The sequence below is a fragment of the Streptomyces sp. NPDC053367 genome, from assembly GCF_044545925.1.
Classification (GTDB): Bacteria; Actinomycetota; Actinomycetes; order Streptomycetales; family Streptomycetaceae; genus Streptomyces.
Window position 1 is genome coordinate 346227 of record NZ_JBITYN010000006.1, and the last position, 16952, is coordinate 363178.

The 16952-nt window shown below is 70.7% G+C and carries 16 protein-coding genes and 1 pseudogene; 11 read left to right on the forward strand and 6 right to left on the reverse strand.

All coding sequences use genetic code 11. The features are described from left to right. Positions 1-205: 205 nt before the first annotated feature. Both ACIGXJ_RS19350 and ACIGXJ_RS19355 read right to left on the reverse strand, forming a co-directional pair. A complete protein-coding gene (locus tag ACIGXJ_RS19350) occupies positions 206-742 on the reverse strand; it encodes an isoprenylcysteine carboxyl methyltransferase family protein (protein WP_399646659.1) in 537 nt (178 codons plus the stop codon). A gap of 24 nt (positions 743-766) precedes the next feature. Beyond that, complete coding sequence (locus ACIGXJ_RS19355; protein WP_399646661.1) at positions 767-2329, reverse strand: MFS transporter; 1563 nt, start codon at positions 2327-2329, stop codon at positions 767-769. A 267-nt stretch (positions 2330-2596) separates the two neighbouring features. Here ACIGXJ_RS19355 and ACIGXJ_RS19360 point away from each other — a divergent pair, with 267 nt between their 5' ends. From ACIGXJ_RS19360 to ACIGXJ_RS19380, 5 genes are all read left to right on the forward strand, one after another. Next, a complete protein-coding gene (locus ACIGXJ_RS19360) occupies positions 2597-3541 on the forward strand; it encodes an acyl-ACP desaturase (protein ID WP_399646663.1) in 945 nt (314 codons plus the stop codon). Between the two features lie 20 nt (positions 3542-3561). Then, positions 3562-3819, forward strand: a complete 258-nt coding sequence (locus ACIGXJ_RS19365) for an acyl carrier protein (RefSeq protein WP_399646666.1) — start codon at positions 3562-3564, stop codon at positions 3817-3819. Continuing rightward, positions 3809-5032, forward strand: a complete 1224-nt coding sequence (locus ACIGXJ_RS19370) for a beta-ketoacyl-[acyl-carrier-protein] synthase family protein (protein ID WP_399646669.1) — start codon at positions 3809-3811, stop codon at positions 5030-5032. The genes ACIGXJ_RS19365 and ACIGXJ_RS19370 overlap by 11 nt, the downstream gene beginning before the upstream one ends. Positions 5033-5169: 137 nt before the next feature. Beyond that, positions 5170-6219 (forward strand): type III polyketide synthase, encoded by a 1050-nt coding sequence (locus ACIGXJ_RS19375; RefSeq protein ID WP_399646671.1) that lies wholly within the window; start codon positions 5170-5172, stop codon positions 6217-6219. A 293-nt stretch (positions 6220-6512) separates the two neighbouring features. Then, on the forward strand, positions 6513-6635 hold the full coding sequence (locus tag ACIGXJ_RS19380; protein WP_399646673.1) for a hypothetical protein: 123 nt from the start codon (positions 6513-6515) through the stop codon (positions 6633-6635). A gap of 136 nt (positions 6636-6771) precedes the next feature. On the opposite strand, the gene ACIGXJ_RS19385 is transcribed toward ACIGXJ_RS19380, so the two are convergent. After that, positions 6772-7923, reverse strand: coding sequence for an aromatic acid exporter family protein (locus ACIGXJ_RS19385; protein ID WP_399646675.1), 1152 nt, complete (start codon positions 7921-7923; stop codon positions 6772-6774). Positions 7924-8306: 383 nt separating this feature from the next. Continuing rightward, on the reverse strand, positions 8307-9068 hold the full coding sequence (locus tag ACIGXJ_RS19390) for a ZIP family metal transporter (protein WP_399646677.1): 762 nt from the start codon (positions 9066-9068) through the stop codon (positions 8307-8309). Positions 9069-9453: 385 nt separating this feature from the next. Here ACIGXJ_RS19390 and ACIGXJ_RS19395 point away from each other — a divergent pair, with 385 nt between their 5' ends. Further along, positions 9454-9861 (forward strand): TipAS antibiotic-recognition domain-containing protein, encoded by a 408-nt coding sequence (locus tag ACIGXJ_RS19395; RefSeq protein WP_399646679.1) that lies wholly within the window; start codon positions 9454-9456, stop codon positions 9859-9861. A gap of 155 nt (positions 9862-10016) precedes the next feature. Here the strand turns inward: ACIGXJ_RS19395 and ACIGXJ_RS19400 are convergent, their stop codons facing one another. Continuing rightward, positions 10017-10595, reverse strand: a complete 579-nt coding sequence (locus ACIGXJ_RS19400) for a hypothetical protein (protein ID WP_399646681.1) — start codon at positions 10593-10595, stop codon at positions 10017-10019. A gap of 494 nt (positions 10596-11089) precedes the next feature. Here ACIGXJ_RS19400 and ACIGXJ_RS19405 point away from each other — a divergent pair. From ACIGXJ_RS19405 to ACIGXJ_RS19415, 3 genes and pseudogenes are all read left to right on the forward strand, one after another. Beyond that, positions 11090-11265: pseudogene (locus ACIGXJ_RS19405) on the forward strand (zinc-binding dehydrogenase); the annotation flags it as partial. 320 nt (positions 11266-11585) lie between these two features. After that, on the forward strand, positions 11586-11960 hold the full coding sequence (locus ACIGXJ_RS19410) for a VOC family protein (protein WP_399646684.1): 375 nt from the start codon (positions 11586-11588) through the stop codon (positions 11958-11960). 477 nt (positions 11961-12437) lie between these two features. Next, positions 12438-13304 carry an SDR family oxidoreductase gene (locus ACIGXJ_RS19415; RefSeq protein WP_399646687.1) on the forward strand — a complete coding sequence of 289 codons (867 nt, stop codon included), beginning with the start codon at positions 12438-12440 and terminating at the stop codon, positions 13302-13304. Between the two features lie 222 nt (positions 13305-13526). On the opposite strand, the gene ACIGXJ_RS19420 is transcribed toward ACIGXJ_RS19415, so the two are convergent. Next, a complete protein-coding gene (locus ACIGXJ_RS19420; protein ID WP_399646690.1) occupies positions 13527-13988 on the reverse strand; it encodes a GNAT family N-acetyltransferase in 462 nt (153 codons plus the stop codon). A gap of 539 nt (positions 13989-14527) precedes the next feature. Between ACIGXJ_RS19420 and ACIGXJ_RS19425 the strand changes: the two genes are divergently transcribed. Together ACIGXJ_RS19425 and ACIGXJ_RS19430 are read left to right on the forward strand one after the other, a co-directional pair. After that, the gene (locus ACIGXJ_RS19425; protein WP_399646693.1) at positions 14528-15358 is read left to right on the forward strand and encodes a glycoside hydrolase domain-containing protein; all 831 of its coding nucleotides are present in this window, start codon (positions 14528-14530) and stop codon (positions 15356-15358) included. A gap of 288 nt (positions 15359-15646) precedes the next feature. Next, positions 15647-16405 (forward strand): class I SAM-dependent methyltransferase, encoded by a 759-nt coding sequence (locus ACIGXJ_RS19430; protein WP_399646696.1) that lies wholly within the window; start codon positions 15647-15649, stop codon positions 16403-16405. Positions 16406-16952: the final 547 nt, after the last annotated feature.

Consider the following 16952-nt stretch of genomic DNA (forward strand, 5'->3'; position numbering starts at 1 on the left):
GGGCGCCGGCTGGTCGTGGATGGCGGACGGCTGCGGGACTTCGCTCCGGAAGTGGGCTCCGCTTGCTGCGTCAGCGCCCGTCGTACGGGACTCACGCGCTCGCCGAAGCAGGGCTCCGGGTGGCGTCGTCGCCGATCACCCGCACCTGTCTGGCCCGGTCGGTGTCCGGCCCCGGCCTGACGGCGTGAACCTCGACCGGGTGGCGTCAGGTCACCGGCCGCAGCACACGGTCCTCGAGGCGCATGCGCACGGTGAGCAGGGCCGCGTTGGCCACCGTGAACACCAGGGCGGTCACCCAGGCGCTGTGGACCAGCGGCAACGCGACCCCCTCGACGATCACGATGAGGTAGTTGGGGTGACGCATCCAGCGATACGGTCCGTCGCTCACCAGCGGCAGGCCCGGTACGACGATCACGCGCGTGTTCCACTGCGGACCGAGCGCGTGCATGCACCAGGCCCGTAGGACGTTCGCCAGGACGACCGCGGCCAGCGCGGTCCAGCCGAGCGCCGGGATGAACGGCCGTGGTAGCAGGGCGACTTCGGCCAGCATCCCGACGACGAGGCCCACATGGAGCACGACCATCACCGGGTAGTGCCCCTGCCCGTACTCGACGCCTCCGCGGGCGGCGGCCCAGCGCGCGTTACGGCGGGCCACCGCGAGTTCGAACAGCCGCTCGCCGACGAGAGCCGCGACGAGGACCAGCAGTCCGGCGGGCAGGTGTGCGAAGCCCGGATAGTTCACGGCAAGGGGTCCTTTCCGAGGTGCTCATTCCGGCGATGCCGGCTGCTGCGGGGTGCGTACGAGAAGACAGGCGGCGACGGCGGTGATCGCCGCGACCGAGGCGAGCGCCACCGACATGCCGTGCACGAGCGCCTCCTTGACGTTCGTGGCGAGCATCGCGCCCTGCGGGCCGAGGCGGTCGGCGACCTCGAGGCCGCCCACCGCGGTGTGGCGCACGACCTCCGCGGCGGGCTCGGGCAGGCCCGAGAGGTCGGGCAACGAGGACCGGTAGTGACTGCCGAACAGCGAGCCCATCAGCGCGATCCCGATCGCCGCGCCCGCCTCGCGGGTGACGTCGTTCATCGCGGAGGCGACGCCCTGCTGTTCGCGGGGGAGCGAACCGGTGATCGCCGAGGTGCCGACGACTCCGGTGAGACCGATCCCGAGCCCGGCGAGCACGAGGCTGCCCAGGAAGGGCGGGTAGCCGGAATCGACGTCGATCAGGGACAGCGTGCACAGCCCAGCTCCGAGCAGCAGCAGTCCGCAGATCATGATCGTGCGCATGCCGAGTCGCGTGGCGAGACGAGGTGTCACCTCCGAGACGACGGCGACGACCACCGCCACCGGCACCAGAGCGAGGGCGGACTTCAACGGGCTGTATCCGAGCACCAGTTGCAGGTACTGCAGCCCGACGAAGAAGAACCCGAACACGGCCATGAACTGCACGGCGATGGTCACGGCCCCGGCCCTGAAGCCCCGGTTACGGAAGAGCCGCGGGTCCAGGAGCGGGTGTTCGGTGCGCAGCCCCAGCACCACGTACGCGATACCGACCACCACGGTGACGGCCAACGCCGCAAGGACCGTAGGCCGTCCCCAGCCGGCTTCGTTGCCCTCGATCAGCGCGTACACCAGACCGGCGGGCGCGAGCGCCGTGCACAGCGCACCCGCGACATCGAACCGGTGCCGCTCCCCGCCCTTGGTCTCCGGGGCCAGGAACACCGCGGCGAGTGCGACGCCCAGCGCGGCCACGGCGCCCGAGACGAAGATCGACCGCCAGCTGAACCAATGCAGCAGCAGCCCGGTGGCGAGCATCCCCACGATCACGCCGACCGCTGCACACGCGGACCAGACGGCGACACCCTTCTGCCGCTGTGCGTCCGGGAGTACGGCGGTGATCGTGGACAGCGTGCCGGGCATGATCATGGCCGCGCCGAGACCCATCACGGCACGCCAGGCGATCAGCGCGGTCGTCCCCGACGCCTCGGAGGCGGCGAGCGCCGCGGCCCCGAGCACGACCGCGCCCGCGAGGAGCACCGCACGCCGGCCGAGCCGGTCGCCGAGCGCGCCGAGCGGAAGGACCAACCCGGCGAGGGCCAGCACGTAACCGTCGACGATCCAGGTCAGCGAGGTGGTGGACGCGTCCAGGTCGACGGCCAGGTCGGGCAGCGCGAGATACAGGCTGGACATGGACGCGGTGACCAGGACCAGGGCCAGGCACATCGCGAACAGCACGCCACCGGTCTGCACCCCGCCGTCGTCCTCGGTGCCGGGCCCCGAGGGACCGGCGACGGAGTCGGAACCAGAACCGGAATCGACGATGTCGGTCATCGGACACACGTCCCTCGTGAAGGCGTGCGCGTCGATGGCAGGAACGAACGGGAAGAGGCTGAGGCGATCACCCGACAAGAACTACCGGTCCGAGCGTGCTCGATCGGTCACCGTCCCGCGAAAGCCGCGCGTCGCAGGCTGCTTGTTGACCGAGGGTGATCGATCGGGTGATAGATCGTTTCCCCCGAACGTGAAATGCGTTCACAGGAAGTCGTACAGATATGTCCTGCAGATATGTCCTGCGCACATCAGGAGGGGAAAGGGTGAATGGCTGAGTCCCCAGCCGCGTCGGAGCACGTCCTGCACGAACTGGAACCCTCGGTGGAACGGCTCATGGCACAGCATCTCGGAGCCGCCCGTGACTGGCTTCCCCACCAGTACGTGCCATGGACCGCGTCCCTGGACTTCGACGGCCCCCTGGGCGGCACGCCCTGGTCACCGGACCAGTCACCACTGCCCCAGGCCGTCCGGGACGCACTGGTCGTCAACCTCCTCACCGAGGACAACCTGCCCAGCTACCACTTCGAGATCGCCAGCCGGTTCGGCCGGGACGGCGCCTGGGGCGCATGGGTGCACCGGTGGACCGCGGAGGAGGACCGGCACGCCTCGGTCCTGCGCGCCTACGTCCACGCCCGGCGCGCCGTGGACCCCGTCACGCTGGAGGAGCTGCGCATGCGGCACGTCGGGACCGGATTCCACACCGGGCTGCCGACGCTGTTGCACTCGCTGGCCTACGTCACCGTCCAGGAACTGGCGACCCGCCAGGCGCACCGCAACACGGGGGCCGTCTGCCAGGACAAGGCCGGCGAACTGCTGATGGCACGGATCGCGGCGGACGAGAACCTGCACATGCTCTTCTACCGGGGGCTGTTCGCCGACGCCCTCGCCATGTTCCCCGACGAGGCGATGACCGCCCTCGCGGACGTGCTGCAGGACTTCGCGATGCCCGGTGCGGCGATCCCCGGATTCCGCTCACGCGCCGCGCGTATCGCCGCGTCCGGGATCTACAACCTGGACGTGCACCGCGAGTACGTGGTGGCACCGCTGGTGCGTGCGCTGAAGGTGATGTCCCTGCCCGGCCTCGGACCGGTCGGCGAGCAGGCACGCGAACGTCTGGGCACGTACCTGGAGCAGCTCGGCGAACGCGCGGCCCGCTCACGCGACTTGTTCGAGCGCATGACCCCCCACAAGAATCCCGCGATCACCGCGTGACCCACCAAGGAGACACAGGCATGAGGCAGGAAACACAGGGCGCCCTTCCCGAACCGCTCGTCGCCCTGCTCACGGAGTACCTCAAGGTCGAGGCGGAACCCGAAGCCCTCACCCCGTCCACCACGTTCGCGAGTCTCGGCATGGACTCGCTGGCGCTCATGGAGATGGTCGTCGCAGCGGAGGAACGGTTCGGGATCGTGCCGTCCGAGGAGGCCCTGGACCTGTCCCCGTCGGCCACTCTGGGTGACGCCGCCCGTGTCTTCGCCGATGCCCGCTGACGTCGCTGTCACCGGGCTCGGGCTCGTGACGCCGGCCGGACACACGCCGGAAGAGAACTGGGCGGCCCTGTGCCGGGGGCGTTCGCTGGCCGCGCCGGACCCCGAACTCACGGGCCTGCCGGTCGACTTCTCCTGCCAGGTCACCGGTCTCGACGCAGTGGGAGAACTCGGCCGGCCGCTGGCGCGGCGCGTGGACCCGTTCACCCGGTTCGCGCTCGTCGCAGCGCGTCGGGCCGTCGACGACGCCGGCCTGTCCACGAAGGGCGGACTCGGCCCGCGGGTCGGAGTCGTTCTCGGCGTCGGTTCCAACTGCCTGAGCACGTACGTCACCGAGTTCGGACACCTCGGCGCGGACCGGCCGCAGCGCGTTTCCCCGCTGGCACTGCCGCGCAGCGTGCCCAGCATGGCGGCAGGCGAGGTCGCCATCGACCTGGGTGCACAAGGCCCCAACTTCACCACCGCCAGCGCCTGCGCCTCGGGTGCCACCGCGCTCGGGGTGGCACGCGATCTGCTGCGGTCCGGTACCTGCGACATCGTCCTGGCCGGCGGCAGCGAATCCGCCCGGTCCCGGATGACGGCCACCTGCTTCACGCAGATGCGCGCGCTGTCAAGGCGCCGTGACGAACCCGCACTGGCCAGCAGGCCGTTCGACGCTGGCAGGGACGGAATGGTCCTCGGCGAGGGCGCCGCCGTCCTCGTCCTGGAAAGGGCTGCCGACGCGCGCGCCCGGAAGGCACCGATCCTGGCGCTGCTGCGCGGTTACGGCGCCGGCGCCGACGCCCACCATCCCGTGGCCCCGCACCCACAGGGCGAAGGTGCCGCCCGCGCCGTCGTGGCCGCACTGGAGGACGCGGGATGCCGTCCGCAGGACATCGGGCACGTGAACGCGCACGGCACCTCCACGCCGCTGAGCGACGCGGCCGAGGCCGCCGCCCTGACACGCGTCTTCGGCGACGAGCCGCCCCCGGTCACGGCGTCGAAGGGAGTGATCGGCCACTCCCTGGGAGCGTCAGCGGCGATCCAGGCGGCGTACACGGTCCTCGCGCTGCGCCACGGGGCCGTCCCACCCGTCGCGAACTTCCAGGGACAGGACGGGGAACACAAGCTCGACATCGTGGCCGGGCAACCACGCCCGGTCCCCAAGCGAACGGCCATCAGCTGCGCCTTCGGTTTCGGCGGGCAGAACGCCGTTCTGCTGCTCAGCGACGCGTGACCGACCGCATGACCACCATCCGCCGGTCCCACCGGAATCCCGAAAGGTCCAAGGGCGAGTTGACCACAGAGCAAGCGACGGCAGAGCACTCGGAAGCAGGTCGCGAGTGCCGTGCACCGGGTGCGTCAGCGCCGAGGGTGACGTCGATCGCGACCGCCGTGCCGCCGCACCGGTTCCAGCAGGAACAGATCATGAACTTCCTGGCGGGCACGACACTGGGCCGTTCGGTGACCGGCGCGGCCATGCTCCAGCAGATCCAGTCCAACGCCGGGGTCGACGTGCGCCACTTCGCCCGGCCGCTCGATGAACTCCGTGAGCTCAGCGACTTCTCCGACGCCAACCGTGTGTGGCTGGAGACCGCCCTGGAGATCGGCGAGAAGGTGGTCACCGAAGCGCTGGAACAGGCGGGCCTACGCCCCGACGGCGTCGACGCGGTGATCAGCACCACGGTCACCGGCATGGCCGTCCCCTCCCTCGAGGCCCGGCTCGCCCACCGCATCGGCATGCGCCCCGACGTGCGCCGGATCCCCCTGTTCGGCAACGGGTGCGCGGGCGGCGCGGCAGGCCTCGCCCGCCTGCGCGAGTACCTGCTCGGCCACCCGGACCACACCGCGGTACTGCTCTCGGTCGAACTGTGCTCGCTGGCGTACCAGATGCAGGACACCTCGATGACCAACATCGTCGCCGGCAGCCTCTTCGGCGACGGCGCGGCCGCCGTGGTCGGCATGGGAGCGAAGCGTGCCCAGGGCTTGTCCGGCCCCGAACTCGTCGACAGTCTGAGTTACCTGGTGCCGGGCACCGAGGAGGTCCTCGGCTGGGACATCGGCTCCCACGGCCTACGCATCCTGCTCGCCCCCGAAGTACCCGACCTCACCGCCGAATACCTGCCCAGGGCCGTCCACGCACTGCTCGGCCGCCATGGCCTCACCCCCGACGAGATCGCCACCTGGACCGTCCACGCCGGCGGCCCCAAGGTCATGACCGCCTTCGAGAAGTCCATGGGCCTGCCCCCGCAGGCACTGGACGCGACACGCAACTCCCTGGCCGCCAAGGGCAACCTCTCCTCCTCCGCCGTGCTGCACGTCCTCCACGAGGCGATGCAAACCCCACCACCCACCGGCGCACCCGGCCTGATCTCCGCCATGGGCCCCGGCTTCGCCATCGAACTGGTACTGACCCGCTGGTGACCGATCCCGGCCCCCGCCGAGATCCGATGGAGGGGGCGGGTCAGGAGGCATCGGCACAGGCGAGATGGTCGTCGCTGCCCCCGTCCCGGGCGTGGCGGTCGACTCCCACACCGAGGCCACCGCCAGGTCCGACCCGACCTGACCGCGCTGGAGCGCCGCGTGTTCTGCCCGGTGCGCGAGGACTTCACTGAGCCGAGCTACTCCCTGGAACGCGAGGTCCTGGAATTCCACGACGCCGTCCAGCCCCTGGTCCCTGCCCGGCAGGACTTGTCAGGCCCCACGCCGAGTGGCCCGTGGCGATGCTGCCGTACCTCCGTCACGTCGCCGACCACATGCACGGCACCGACGCCGAGGTGGGCTCCTGGACGCGGCGCAACTCCGCCCTCGACGCCCACCTCGCACGGATGGATACCTGACAGAGCGACGGCATGCGCCGCATTTCTGCCTGGGCCGCGATCCTGGCCACCCCGACCCTCGGCGCCGGGAGGTCAGGCACCTGCGTCGATCGGCGGAGGCACGGCTGCACCACTGCCGGCCGCCCCCGAAGGGGCGTCAGTCCCGGACGAGCTGATCGGCCAGACGCCGGGCCTGGGCCAGCAGCGCGCCGTGTGTCGCCAGTGCATCCGGATCGTCTGCCACGGCATCCGGCAGCCTCCGGTGGAGCTCGTCCAGGCTGCGGCGCAGCTCCCTGACAGCCTCAGTCAGATCCCCGTCGGTAAGTGGATCAGTGCCGGCGAACCGCGTCTGGCTGTAGAGACCGATGGCGCGTGCGGTGTGGCGCAGGAAGTCGGCGTAGGGCCGGGTGATCCGCGGGCCCGGGCGGGCCTCCTTGTCGTTGTGGTTAGCGGTCTCCAGCACGGTGCGGGTCACGCCTGCGGTGTGCACCGCGACATGGTCCAGAACTGCCAGCGCGTCGTCGTACGCCTTGCCGGGCGGGGCGACGGCACGCGTACCGCGCCCGCGGTGATTGCCCCGCATGCTTTCGCGGCTCCAGCCGATCGAGGAGCGGGCCTGATCGACCAGGCGTCCCAGTCGCAGCGCGCGCTCCTGCCACTCCCCGGCTGCGTAACTGTTCCACTCACCGTCGTCCAGTCCCTCGGCCACCACTTCCAGGATCTCCTGCGCCTCGCGGGCGGCGTCCGTCAGGGCGGCGCGCGTGTCACGCAGGTACACCGGGGGCCGGACCAGGGCGTTGACCGCGATGCCGACCACCGCTCCGAAGACGGCCTCCGCGATGCGCGCACCCGAAGTCGCCAGGGAGACCTGCTCGTTGGTCAGGACGAACAGCGCGCCGGTGGCGGCGTAGACGCCCTGGCTGCCCAGGCGCTGCCACTGCGCCAGCAGCAGCACCGCTGGAAGCACGACGACCATCGCGGCCATCGTGCTGTCCAGCAGCAACGCGACGACCGTCGCCACCACGGTGCCCACCGTGATCGCCGCCAGCTGCTGCAGACCGTGCACGAATGACCGGTACACCGTGGACTCCACCAGCACCACCGCCACCCACGGAGCGACGAATGCCATCGGAGCCTGCAACCACCACCCCGCCACCGCCCACGCCACACAGGCAGCCAGCGCGGCCTTGCCGGCCTGCACCGTCAGATCGCGTTCACGGCCCGGTTCCGTCCACGCCCGCCGCACCGCCCGTACAGCAGCCCCGCCGTGACGCCGAACCGCCCCTGTCGCCCAATCCGTCCACTCCATGGCACAGCAAGTGCCACACCGGCACCGACAGATGCGCCCCTGTGGGCACCCTCACGGAGATCGACGGGGGCAAGCGGCACCGGGCTGCGCGACTTTCCCGCCTCACACACCGTCCCAGTAGCGACGTTGACTACGGGGCCGATGGAGGTTCCGACCTCCGTCAACGGTGGTTCGCCCACGGACCTCGGCGGTATTGCGGCGCCGTGACCTGCCGTTCCGTCGAGTCGTCATCGGGAACGCTCGCGGCACCGTGCGGGGGCCCGACGTTGTCGGGGACACTGGTCCCGGGGCCCCGCACGGTGCCTGGCGGCCAGGGCCTCGGACGAGACCCGTGCACCCCTGCCACACACAGCACTTCGACGACCCGCCGTTGACCCGAACGGTCAGGTGTGGGAGAGCGCGAAGGAGACGAGGAAGCCACTGACGGTGATCAGCCCGATGGCCAAGTGGGCGTCGTCGAAGGCTTCCGGGATCATCGTGTCGGCAATCATGGCCAGGATCGCCCCGGCCGCCACCGCGGTCACCGCGGCGATCACGGCAGGGGAGAAGGAACCGACCACTGTGTAACCGAGGACGGCTGACACCGTGCCGGCTGCGGCAATCGCCGCCCAGACACCGAAGACGTACCCCTTCGTGCGGCCGGCCTTTTTCATCCCCGCCGAACTGGACAGCCCCTCGGGCACGTTACTGATGAACACTGCGGCCACCGTCACCAGGCTGACCGCGCCGCCGTCGAGCAGGCTGACTCCGATGACGGCAGACTCCGGCACCCCGTCGAGCAGGGCGCCGAGCGCGAGCGCCGTCCCCGACCCGCCCTGCTCGGCCTCCGAAGGCTGCGCCTCCGCACGCCCGTGCCCGGAACGCTTACGGTGCCGGGCACCCCGGCGGGCCAGCCACACATTGCCCCCGGTGTAGGCCACTGCGCCGACGAGGGTGCCGACGGCCGCAGGAGCAAGTCCCGCCTGTTCGTACGCCTCCTCGACCAGCTCGAAGGACACCGCTGAGATCAGCACCCCGGCACCGAAGGCCATGACGGTCGCGATCACCTTCTGCGGCACCCGCAGCCCGTACCCCAGCGAGGCGCCGAGCAGCAGCGCCGAACCCGCCACCAATCCCCACAGTCCAGCCTCTACCACTTCAGCCATGCCGACCCGTCTACCCGCTCTGGATGTGGATCAACGGGTACCAGCACGTCCGTGCGGACCGGAGTGAGCCATACCCGCACATGAGTATCGAAGCCGTGCCCCACGCCACAGGCGTAAGCACTCCTTGTGTCAGGGCCTTTGTGCACGAAGGTGCCACCGGGGCCATTCACCCGGCACCGGCCGGCCGTTCGAGCTGCGCCTTTGCGCCCCCGGCTGACCGGGACGGAGCGTTGCAGGGTTCAAGAATTGGTTTGCCGACCCAGTGGGTGTGTGTCACCGTTCGGCCTGGACCGGAAGTTGATCATCGGCTGCCGGTCGATGCCGACATGTCGGCGGCCTCTCGGGGATCCACCGGAGAGGCGACGAAACGAGGGGAACCGGTGCCGTGGGGAACAGTTACGAGGACGAGTGTCGCCGGTCGATGGCCGAGGAGCAGGCGAAGAGCCTTGCCGAGACCAACGACTGGGAACATGTGGACAGGGAACGGGTCCACCAGGACTGGGACGTCCTGTACCGGGAGATCACGGCCTTCCTGGACGGCGGCTCCCTGCCCGGGGACGAGCAGATCCAGGAACTCGTCCGCAGGCACTTCGACATCGTCTCCCGGTTCTACACCCCCTCCAGGGAGGCTTACGTCGGGATGTCGCTCTTCTACGCCGAGGACGAGGGCATGAAGGCGTTCCACGATTCCTACCACCCTGGGCTGGTGGAGTTCCTGGGCGACGCGATCAAGGTGTTCGCCGAGCGGGGGAGCGGTTTCGCCCCCAGCGCAGGGGCCGGGGCTCCGGCGTAGTCGGGCGACCCTGGCCAGCACATGCATGGGCGGGTGCGCGCGGACCGGGGTCGGGGCGCACCCGCAGGTGGTACACGGGTTCGGGCGCGCGAGCGGACACGGCCCCGGCCCGGACCCGTACACGGCCTCTTCGGCCGGTCGGCCGCCGCCGCGGCTCAGGAGTAGGTCATCGGGCAGCCGTAGCGCAGGGAGTACTGCGCGGCGCGCAGGTAGAGCGCGACGTAGAAGGCCGCGTCCCGGTCCTCGGCCCACGGTCCCGGCCACATCCGGGCGGTCCGCTCCGCCTCGCCCTGAAGGAACCACAGGCTCAGTGTGAGGTTCTCGCCCGCCGGTATCGCGTCCACGGGCAGTCCGACGGCACCGGCCAGCCGCTCGGCCAGGGCGAGCACCCGTGGGGCTCCGGCGACCACTGTCTCCTCGCCGGAGTACGCGGTGCCGACGGGGAGCACGATCTCCTCCTCCAGCGCGAACGGCACCAGCACGCACCAGTCGAGGAGGGCCGACATCTCCGCGTCGGTCAGCCGGCTCCTGCACAGCTCCACGAAACCGTCCATGGACGGGCTGACCTTCTCCTCGAACCAGCCCTGCGTCTCCCGTGCGGCCTGCCGCAGCTCGTAAGGGGGCAGCCCGCGCCGCTCCAGCTCGGTGTTCAGCGCGGCGGCGACGTCCCCGTACCCGTCCTCCCCCGGCCGCGACCAGTCCTGCGCGGTGACACTCACCAGATAGAGACCCATGATCCCAACGTAGCGGCCGCCACCGACAACGTCCCGGCCCCTCGGGACGAACCCCGAACCGACGGCTCGCAGGCGTCGGGAGCCGCTTGAAGACCACACCCTCCGTCCCGGCGAACCCCCTTGACAGCCACTCGCGCACGGTGGCCGGGTCGGTGGCCGGCGGGCACGACTCACGGCGCGGAGAAGTCGGCGAGCGGTGAACATCGGCTCCAGGGCTGCCCGCCGCCACTGGTACGGCCACCAGGTGGTGTCCGTCCCGGACAACCTGAGCAGAGCGAACGCCACGAAGTGGTCGGCCACTCCTCGGCTGCTCGCGACGCCCTCTCCGCGGCGGCCTGGGCGCAAGTGCCTGCGCGCGGTCGCGATCATGCTCAGGCCGTGGAGAGCGAGGCTGATTCTCGCGGCAGGGCGTACGCGGGTGCCGAGCGCGCGGCGGAGTTGCCATCGGGTGGTGATGGTGGCCAGAGCGAGAGTGGCTTCTGCCGTACTGGGTCGCCGGCCGCGCGCTCGGCCGCAGCCGCTTCAGGGCCCGGCTGCGCGCCGACCTCACCGAGGTCTTCGAAGCGCTGCGGCGCGGCGAGATCACCGCCCGGATCGCCGCCCGAGCTGCCCCCTCACCCAGGCTGCCGAGGCGATGCGCCTGGCCGAGTCCGGCACCGTCGCCGAAAAGGCATCCTGTACGGCTGACGACCCACGCGAAAACTGTCGTCCCCCACCATGTCCCAGTGCCCTCCAGGGTCTGCTGATCACCCGGGCAGCAGGCGCGTCCGCAGGAGAACAGCCCTGTGCCAGAGCGCGCATCCGGCGCATCCGCACCGCCACTGTTGTAGCCACGGTCCCCCTCGCGATCGCCGGCGAGGTGGCGTCGGCGCCGTCGCGCGGAGCGCCGACGGGGCGGGTCCACGCCCAGGGGCAGCCGGCGCGTCACCGATCACCGGACGAAGGGGCGTACGGATGAATGAGATCGGGCCCCGGGGGCACAGCGGAGGCATGACGACAACACTCGGTGCCTTCGTGCTCGGCACTCCCGATCCTCCCGCCCTGGCCGATTTCTACCGGGCTCTGCTGGGCTGGGAGGAAGTCGAACGCGAACCGCAGTGGGTCCGCCTGAGGCATCCGGAGCGAGAGCGCCCCGGTCTCAGCTTCCAGTTGGAGGCGGACCACACTCCGCCGGTGTGGCCGCAGGGCCCGGGAACCCAGCAGATGCAGGCGCACCTGGACCTCCAGGTCGACGACCTGGAGGCGGAGACCGCACGGGCCTGTGCCCTGGGTGCGACGGTGGAGGACCATCAGCCCCAGAAGGACGTGAGAGTCCTCCGCGATCCTCACGGTCATCTCTTCTGCCTGTTCCTTCCAGGCGCCTGAACCGTGCCGGCGGGATGGTCCGTGGCGGGTCGTGCCTGCTGAGCAGGTGCCGCCCGGATGCCTGCGCCGGGTTTGAGCAGGCAAGCAGACCCGGCGTACCGTGATCAGACCCGGCGTACCGTGACCACGACGAGGCCCTCGTGCTCACTCCCGCCGTTCTGGTCTGGAGCGGCAGCGTGCTGCCGCTGTCCTGCTGGATCGGCCCCTTCTTCCCCGCCTCCACCGCTCCGGCCGTCCTCGTCGTAAGCGCCTGTCCCGCACCCGAGGTCCCGGAAGCCTTCGGTCGGCAGCCGATGCGATGGCGTCACCCGTTCCTGCACCCGCGCGGCGCGCACGTCAAGACACGGGGGGCTGTGTGATGAGGTTGGATGCGCGCCGCTTGTGCTTCCGCGCGCCCCTACTGGCCGGAGCGCGAATCTGCCACCTCCGCCTCGCGCGGCTTACAGTCACAGCCACGGACACGGTGACGGGGGACGCATGACGCGGCGATGGCTGGTGACGGGGTGCTCTTCAGGGCTCGGGCGGGCGCTGGCAGACGCCGCCGCCCAGGCCGGCGACCTGGTGATCGCCACCGCCCGCAGGCCCGCCACCATGAATGACCTGGCTGACCGGTACCCGGACCGGGTGTCGGTGGTGGCTTTGGACGTGTGCGACGCCGGGCAGTGCGAAGCAGCGGTCGCCCACGCGGTCGATCGCTTCGGCGGCGTCGACGTGCTGGTGAACAACGCCGGGGCAGGGCTGTTCGGCGCGGTCGAAGAGGTGTCCGACGACGAACTACGCGCGCAACTAGAGGTGTTGACGGTGGCGCCATGGCGACTCACCCGCCTGGTGCTTCCCCTGATGCGCCGTCAGGGCTTCGGTCACGTCGTCAACGTCTCCTCGATCGCCGGACGGATGGGGCTGCCGGGCCTGTCCGCCTATGTGACGGGCAAGTACGCACTGGAAGGGATGAGCCAGGCTCTGGCGGCGGAAGTCGCCCCCTTCGGCATCCGGGTGCACGCCGTCGAGCCCGGCGGTTTCGCCACCCACTACGGCACCTCGCTGGCCGAGGCCGTAGGCCGCATCCCGGCCTACGCGCAGAGCACGGGAGACGTCGAGGCGGGCGTGCGGGGCATGGCCGGCAACCCCGGGCTGAGCCGGCCCGAAGTGTTCGCTCACCACGTCCTGCGCCTGGTGGCGTCGCCCACGGCACCACTGCGCGTACCGATCGGCGCGGACGCTTACGACTTCCTGGAGGCAGTCGAGGCCGCCGGCCGCGCCGAGTTGGCGGCCGCGCACGCCTTCGTCAACGATCTTGCCGAGCACCCGGGCACGGACGCGGCACCCGCGGCGCCCACTGTGTGACAGCGGTGCCTGTGGTCAACCGCGCCCGTCGTCCTACCTGCCCGGCGAGAGCGGCCTCTCCCTCACCCGGCCCCGCGGAGCCAAAGGCTTCGTCGTGCTGCCCCGGCGCTGGAGGTCGGACACACCCTGGGCTGGATCATGAAAGCGCGGCATTCAACCCGCTCATGACCCGTCGACTCACACGGCGGGGGCCTCACACCGAGTAGGCGAAGGAACAGCACTTCACCCCGGAATGTTGCACAGGTACTGCGTGAGGGTCCGACCAGAGAACGACCCGGACGGAACACGGCCGACCGGGACGCCTCCCATCGCTTCATAGAAGGGCTCGGCGTTCGGGTCCGCGTCGATGGTGAACCGAGTGAACCCCAGCGACCGGGCAGTCTCCACCACATGCGTGAACAGCAGACGGCCGATGCCCTGCCCGATCACGACCGGATCGACGAACATCATGCCGAGAACCCCCTGCGGCGGCTCACCCTCAAAGGTCGTGAAGCCCACGATGCTGCCATCGCGCTCCGCGACAGCCGTGCGACGGCTGGCCAACTCCGCTGCCTTGAGCGTGAGTTCCTCACGACAAGACGCGAGAAACGCAGCGTCATATCCCCAGTGAGCCTTCGAGCGAAGCGCCAGATCAGACAAGAATCTCGCTTCCTCATCCCGAGCGGGCCGGATCGAGATCGTCACTCAACACCTCCACGGAGCCTTCGTCATCCCTCCGTGATCCTCCCACTGGGTTTCGGGGGACAGACGATCCGGAGCACGGGACCGCGCATTTTCAGACAGCCAGTGTGGTTGGCCAGTTCTTTGCGGACCGTCTCCACCAGCTCCCCGCGGTGCGGCGGAGCCGACGCCATCACCCGCAGCCCTGCACCGGCGGCTACCCGCAGCGGCCCGCGCCCGTCCGGGGCAAGCTCGATCGGTGCCGTGCTCACCGGGCTGCCCGGCAGCTGAATCGGGGTCAGGTGGTGCGCTCGGCCACCGGCCGGCCTCGCCGGGCCAGGGCCGTCAGCCACGCCGGACCGATACCGCCCGGGCGCCACGCCCCGGCCGGGATCGAGCCGTGCTGTACGGCCACGCCCGTGTTCCTGTCGCGTGGTCGCGACAGCACCGCACGCCGGCCGAGGGAACGACCGCTGGTGCGACCTGCGAGACTGGGCCGGAACCGATCGCGGTCCGGCTCCGGCGTACCGGAGCCCGTCTTGACATGTCGCATGGGGTGGGAGATGCCGAAGCACAGGTTGTCCAGGAGAAGCCGCTACGTCGCCCTGGCGGCGACGGGTGCCGTCGTCGTGGCCGGTGCCGGGATCGCGGCGCAGACCTCGATGGCCGCCGCGGCGTGGCCGGCGCAGAAGACGTACACCGGCCGGGCGTTCGACGCCTGCACGGCGCCCTCGCTCACCGCGATGAAGGCATGGAAGAGGGACGCCTACTACGGCGGCGTCGCGGTCTACGTCGGTGGCAGGAACCGCGGTTGCGCCCAGCCCAACCTGACCAGGTCCTGGGTGAAGTCGGTCGACACGCTCGGCTGGCGGGTCATCCCCCTGTACGTCGGCGCCCAGCCACCCTGCCAGAGGAGCGGGAACAAGGAGAGGTTCACCGCGGCCACCGCGGCCTCGGTCGGGGTGAGCAACGCCAACGACGCGGTGGCCAAGGCAGCGGCCCTCGGCATGAGGGCCGGCAGCCCTATCTACCTCAACATGGAGTCCTACGACATCGCCGACAAGGCGTGCAACGAGGCCACCCTCACCTACGTACGGTCCTTCTCGAAGACCCTGCGCGCCAAGACCTACCGCGCCGGCCTCTACGGCTTCAGCAGCTCCAGCGCCGCGGCGATCGCCACCGCCAAGGACCGCACGAACCTGCCGGGCAACCTCTGGTACGCCCGGTGGAACGGTCAGGAGACCACCACCCGGGACTGGCCCTGGGACCCGAAGCTGTACACCGACCACAGCCGCGGCCACCAGTACAAGGCCAACAGCAAGGAGACCAGGGGCGGTTACACCATCACCGTCGACCGCAACGCCTGGGACGCCCCGGTCGCCATCATCGGCTGACCGCTCGGCACGACGGTCCGCCCCGCGGCTTCCCGTCATCCCACCCGCCCCGTCGTGGAGACGGCCCACATCGCCGCCGCCGCACGCCGACGGCTGGGAGGTCGACCTGCCATGGTGGACGGACGCCGCAGAGTGCGGCCCCTGCCACCCCGGCAACGACTCGCACCGACCACCCGGCAACGGCGAGCTCCTCGGGCCCCCGCCATAGGGCTGGGGCCCGAGAGCACGCCCGGGTGAGATCTGAGCCAACCGGCCAGCAGCCCGGTCACGGCCGACAGGATGGGCCGCATGACCACCAGCACGGCAGACCTCTGGCACCACTACGGGCGCGCCCGCGCCACCAGTGACCGCACCGTTCCCGGCACCTTCAAGTGGAGTTGGAGCCAGGACACCGGGCCCGGCCCCGAGGCCCTCGGCGACCTGACCGGCCGCTGCGTGGGCGACCTCGGCGCCGGAACAGCCCGGCACGCAGCACACCTGGCGACGCACCATCAGCCGGCACAGGTCGTCGCCGTCGACGCCTCGCCCGCCCAGCACGCCATGGCAACCGACCTCTACGCTCACCTCGCCCCGCGCCTGCGCATCGTGCGGTCCTGCGCGGTGCCCCACCTGCATGCGATGACCGGCATGTACGACGTGCTCTACAGCGTCTTCGGCGCCGTGGACTTCACCGACCCGCGCGAGCTGCTGCCCGCGGCGGCGGCGGCTCTCGGACCGGGCGGGCGACTGGTGTTCGCAACCCTCGCCCACCACCTGAACGGGGCGCCCGCCCATCCGGACGCCGTGGCTGCCGACATTCCGGCAAGGACACCGGCCGGCGAGGCCACCACGATGCGCCGATGGGTCCTCCAGGAGCCTGTGTGGACCAAACTGCTCGACGAGGCCGGATTTGCCGACATCACCATCGACGTGCTGCCCGCCGTCACCGGCGGGCCTCGCACCGCCGACACCCTGCTGGTGAGCGCGCATCACCCGTCCTGGAACAGGGCCGGCTCCGCCAGCGACCTGCGGAGGCCGCGCGCGACGCGGCGAGGAAGGCGGTCGTGAAGTGCCTAGGCGCAGCCGCGCCGTACGGGGGTGTGATCCGCCGCTCCGCCGCACCACCGTCCGAGTACGTGTCCGTCCTCAGCCCGAAGCGGGCCTCGGCGGTCGCCTGCGACGAGACCAGTGGCACACAAGGAAGGTGGGCGCCGCCCCTTGGCCCTGCTGATCACCCCGGGCCAGTGGGGCGACACCCCGCAGCTCATCCCCGTCATGGAACGCGCGGCAGCCGGGGTGGACGGCACACCGGCTTCGACAAGACGATCCAAGAGCTCAGGAACGAAGTCGAGCGGACGATCAAGCTCCGAGGACTTCCGGGCCGTTGCCACCATTGCCGCACCGACAGCGGAACTCGGAGACGGTTGCGGCCGATCACCAGTCCGCAGTTGGCGCGAACAGCGATCCCGCCGAGCAGCCGGCGTGGCGACGGCTGACCGCTCGGCACGGTGACCGGCTCGACGAGATCATGGACGAGTGACGATCTCCCGCGGCGTGGTGTCCTCCGTATCCGGGTGCATGTACCTGCTACGACCGTGCCACGCACCCGCACTCA

What these genes read in the sequence shown, in the direction of transcription:
- ACIGXJ_RS19425 (WP_399646693.1), top strand. Translation starts at nt 14,528, where the DNA reads ATGCCGAAGCACAGGTTGTCCAGGAGAAGCCGCTACGTCGCCCTGGCG.
- ACIGXJ_RS19360 (WP_399646663.1), top strand. Translation starts at nt 2,597, where the DNA reads ATGGCTGAGTCCCCAGCCGCGTCGGAGCACGTCCTGCACGAACTGGAA.
- ACIGXJ_RS19390 (WP_399646677.1), bottom strand. Translation starts at nt 9,068, where the DNA reads ATGGCTGAAGTGGTAGAGGCTGGACTGTGGGGATTGGTGGCGGGTTCG.
- ACIGXJ_RS19400 (WP_399646681.1), bottom strand. Translation starts at nt 10,595, where the DNA reads ATGGGTCTCTATCTGGTGAGTGTCACCGCGCAGGACTGGTCGCGGCCG.
- ACIGXJ_RS19415 (WP_399646687.1), top strand. Translation starts at nt 12,438, where the DNA reads ATGACGCGGCGATGGCTGGTGACGGGGTGCTCTTCAGGGCTCGGGCGG.
- ACIGXJ_RS19355 (WP_399646661.1), bottom strand. Translation starts at nt 2,329, where the DNA reads ATGACCGACATCGTCGATTCCGGTTCTGGTTCCGACTCCGTCGCCGGT.
- ACIGXJ_RS19410 (WP_399646684.1), top strand. Translation starts at nt 11,586, where the DNA reads ATGACGACAACACTCGGTGCCTTCGTGCTCGGCACTCCCGATCCTCCC.
- ACIGXJ_RS19365 (WP_399646666.1), top strand. Translation starts at nt 3,562, where the DNA reads ATGAGGCAGGAAACACAGGGCGCCCTTCCCGAACCGCTCGTCGCCCTG.
- ACIGXJ_RS19430 (WP_399646696.1), top strand. Translation starts at nt 15,647, where the DNA reads ATGACCACCAGCACGGCAGACCTCTGGCACCACTACGGGCGCGCCCGC.
- ACIGXJ_RS19385 (WP_399646675.1), bottom strand. Translation starts at nt 7,923, where the DNA reads ATGGAGTGGACGGATTGGGCGACAGGGGCGGTTCGGCGTCACGGCGGG.
- ACIGXJ_RS19370 (WP_399646669.1), top strand. Translation starts at nt 3,809, where the DNA reads ATGCCCGCTGACGTCGCTGTCACCGGGCTCGGGCTCGTGACGCCGGCC.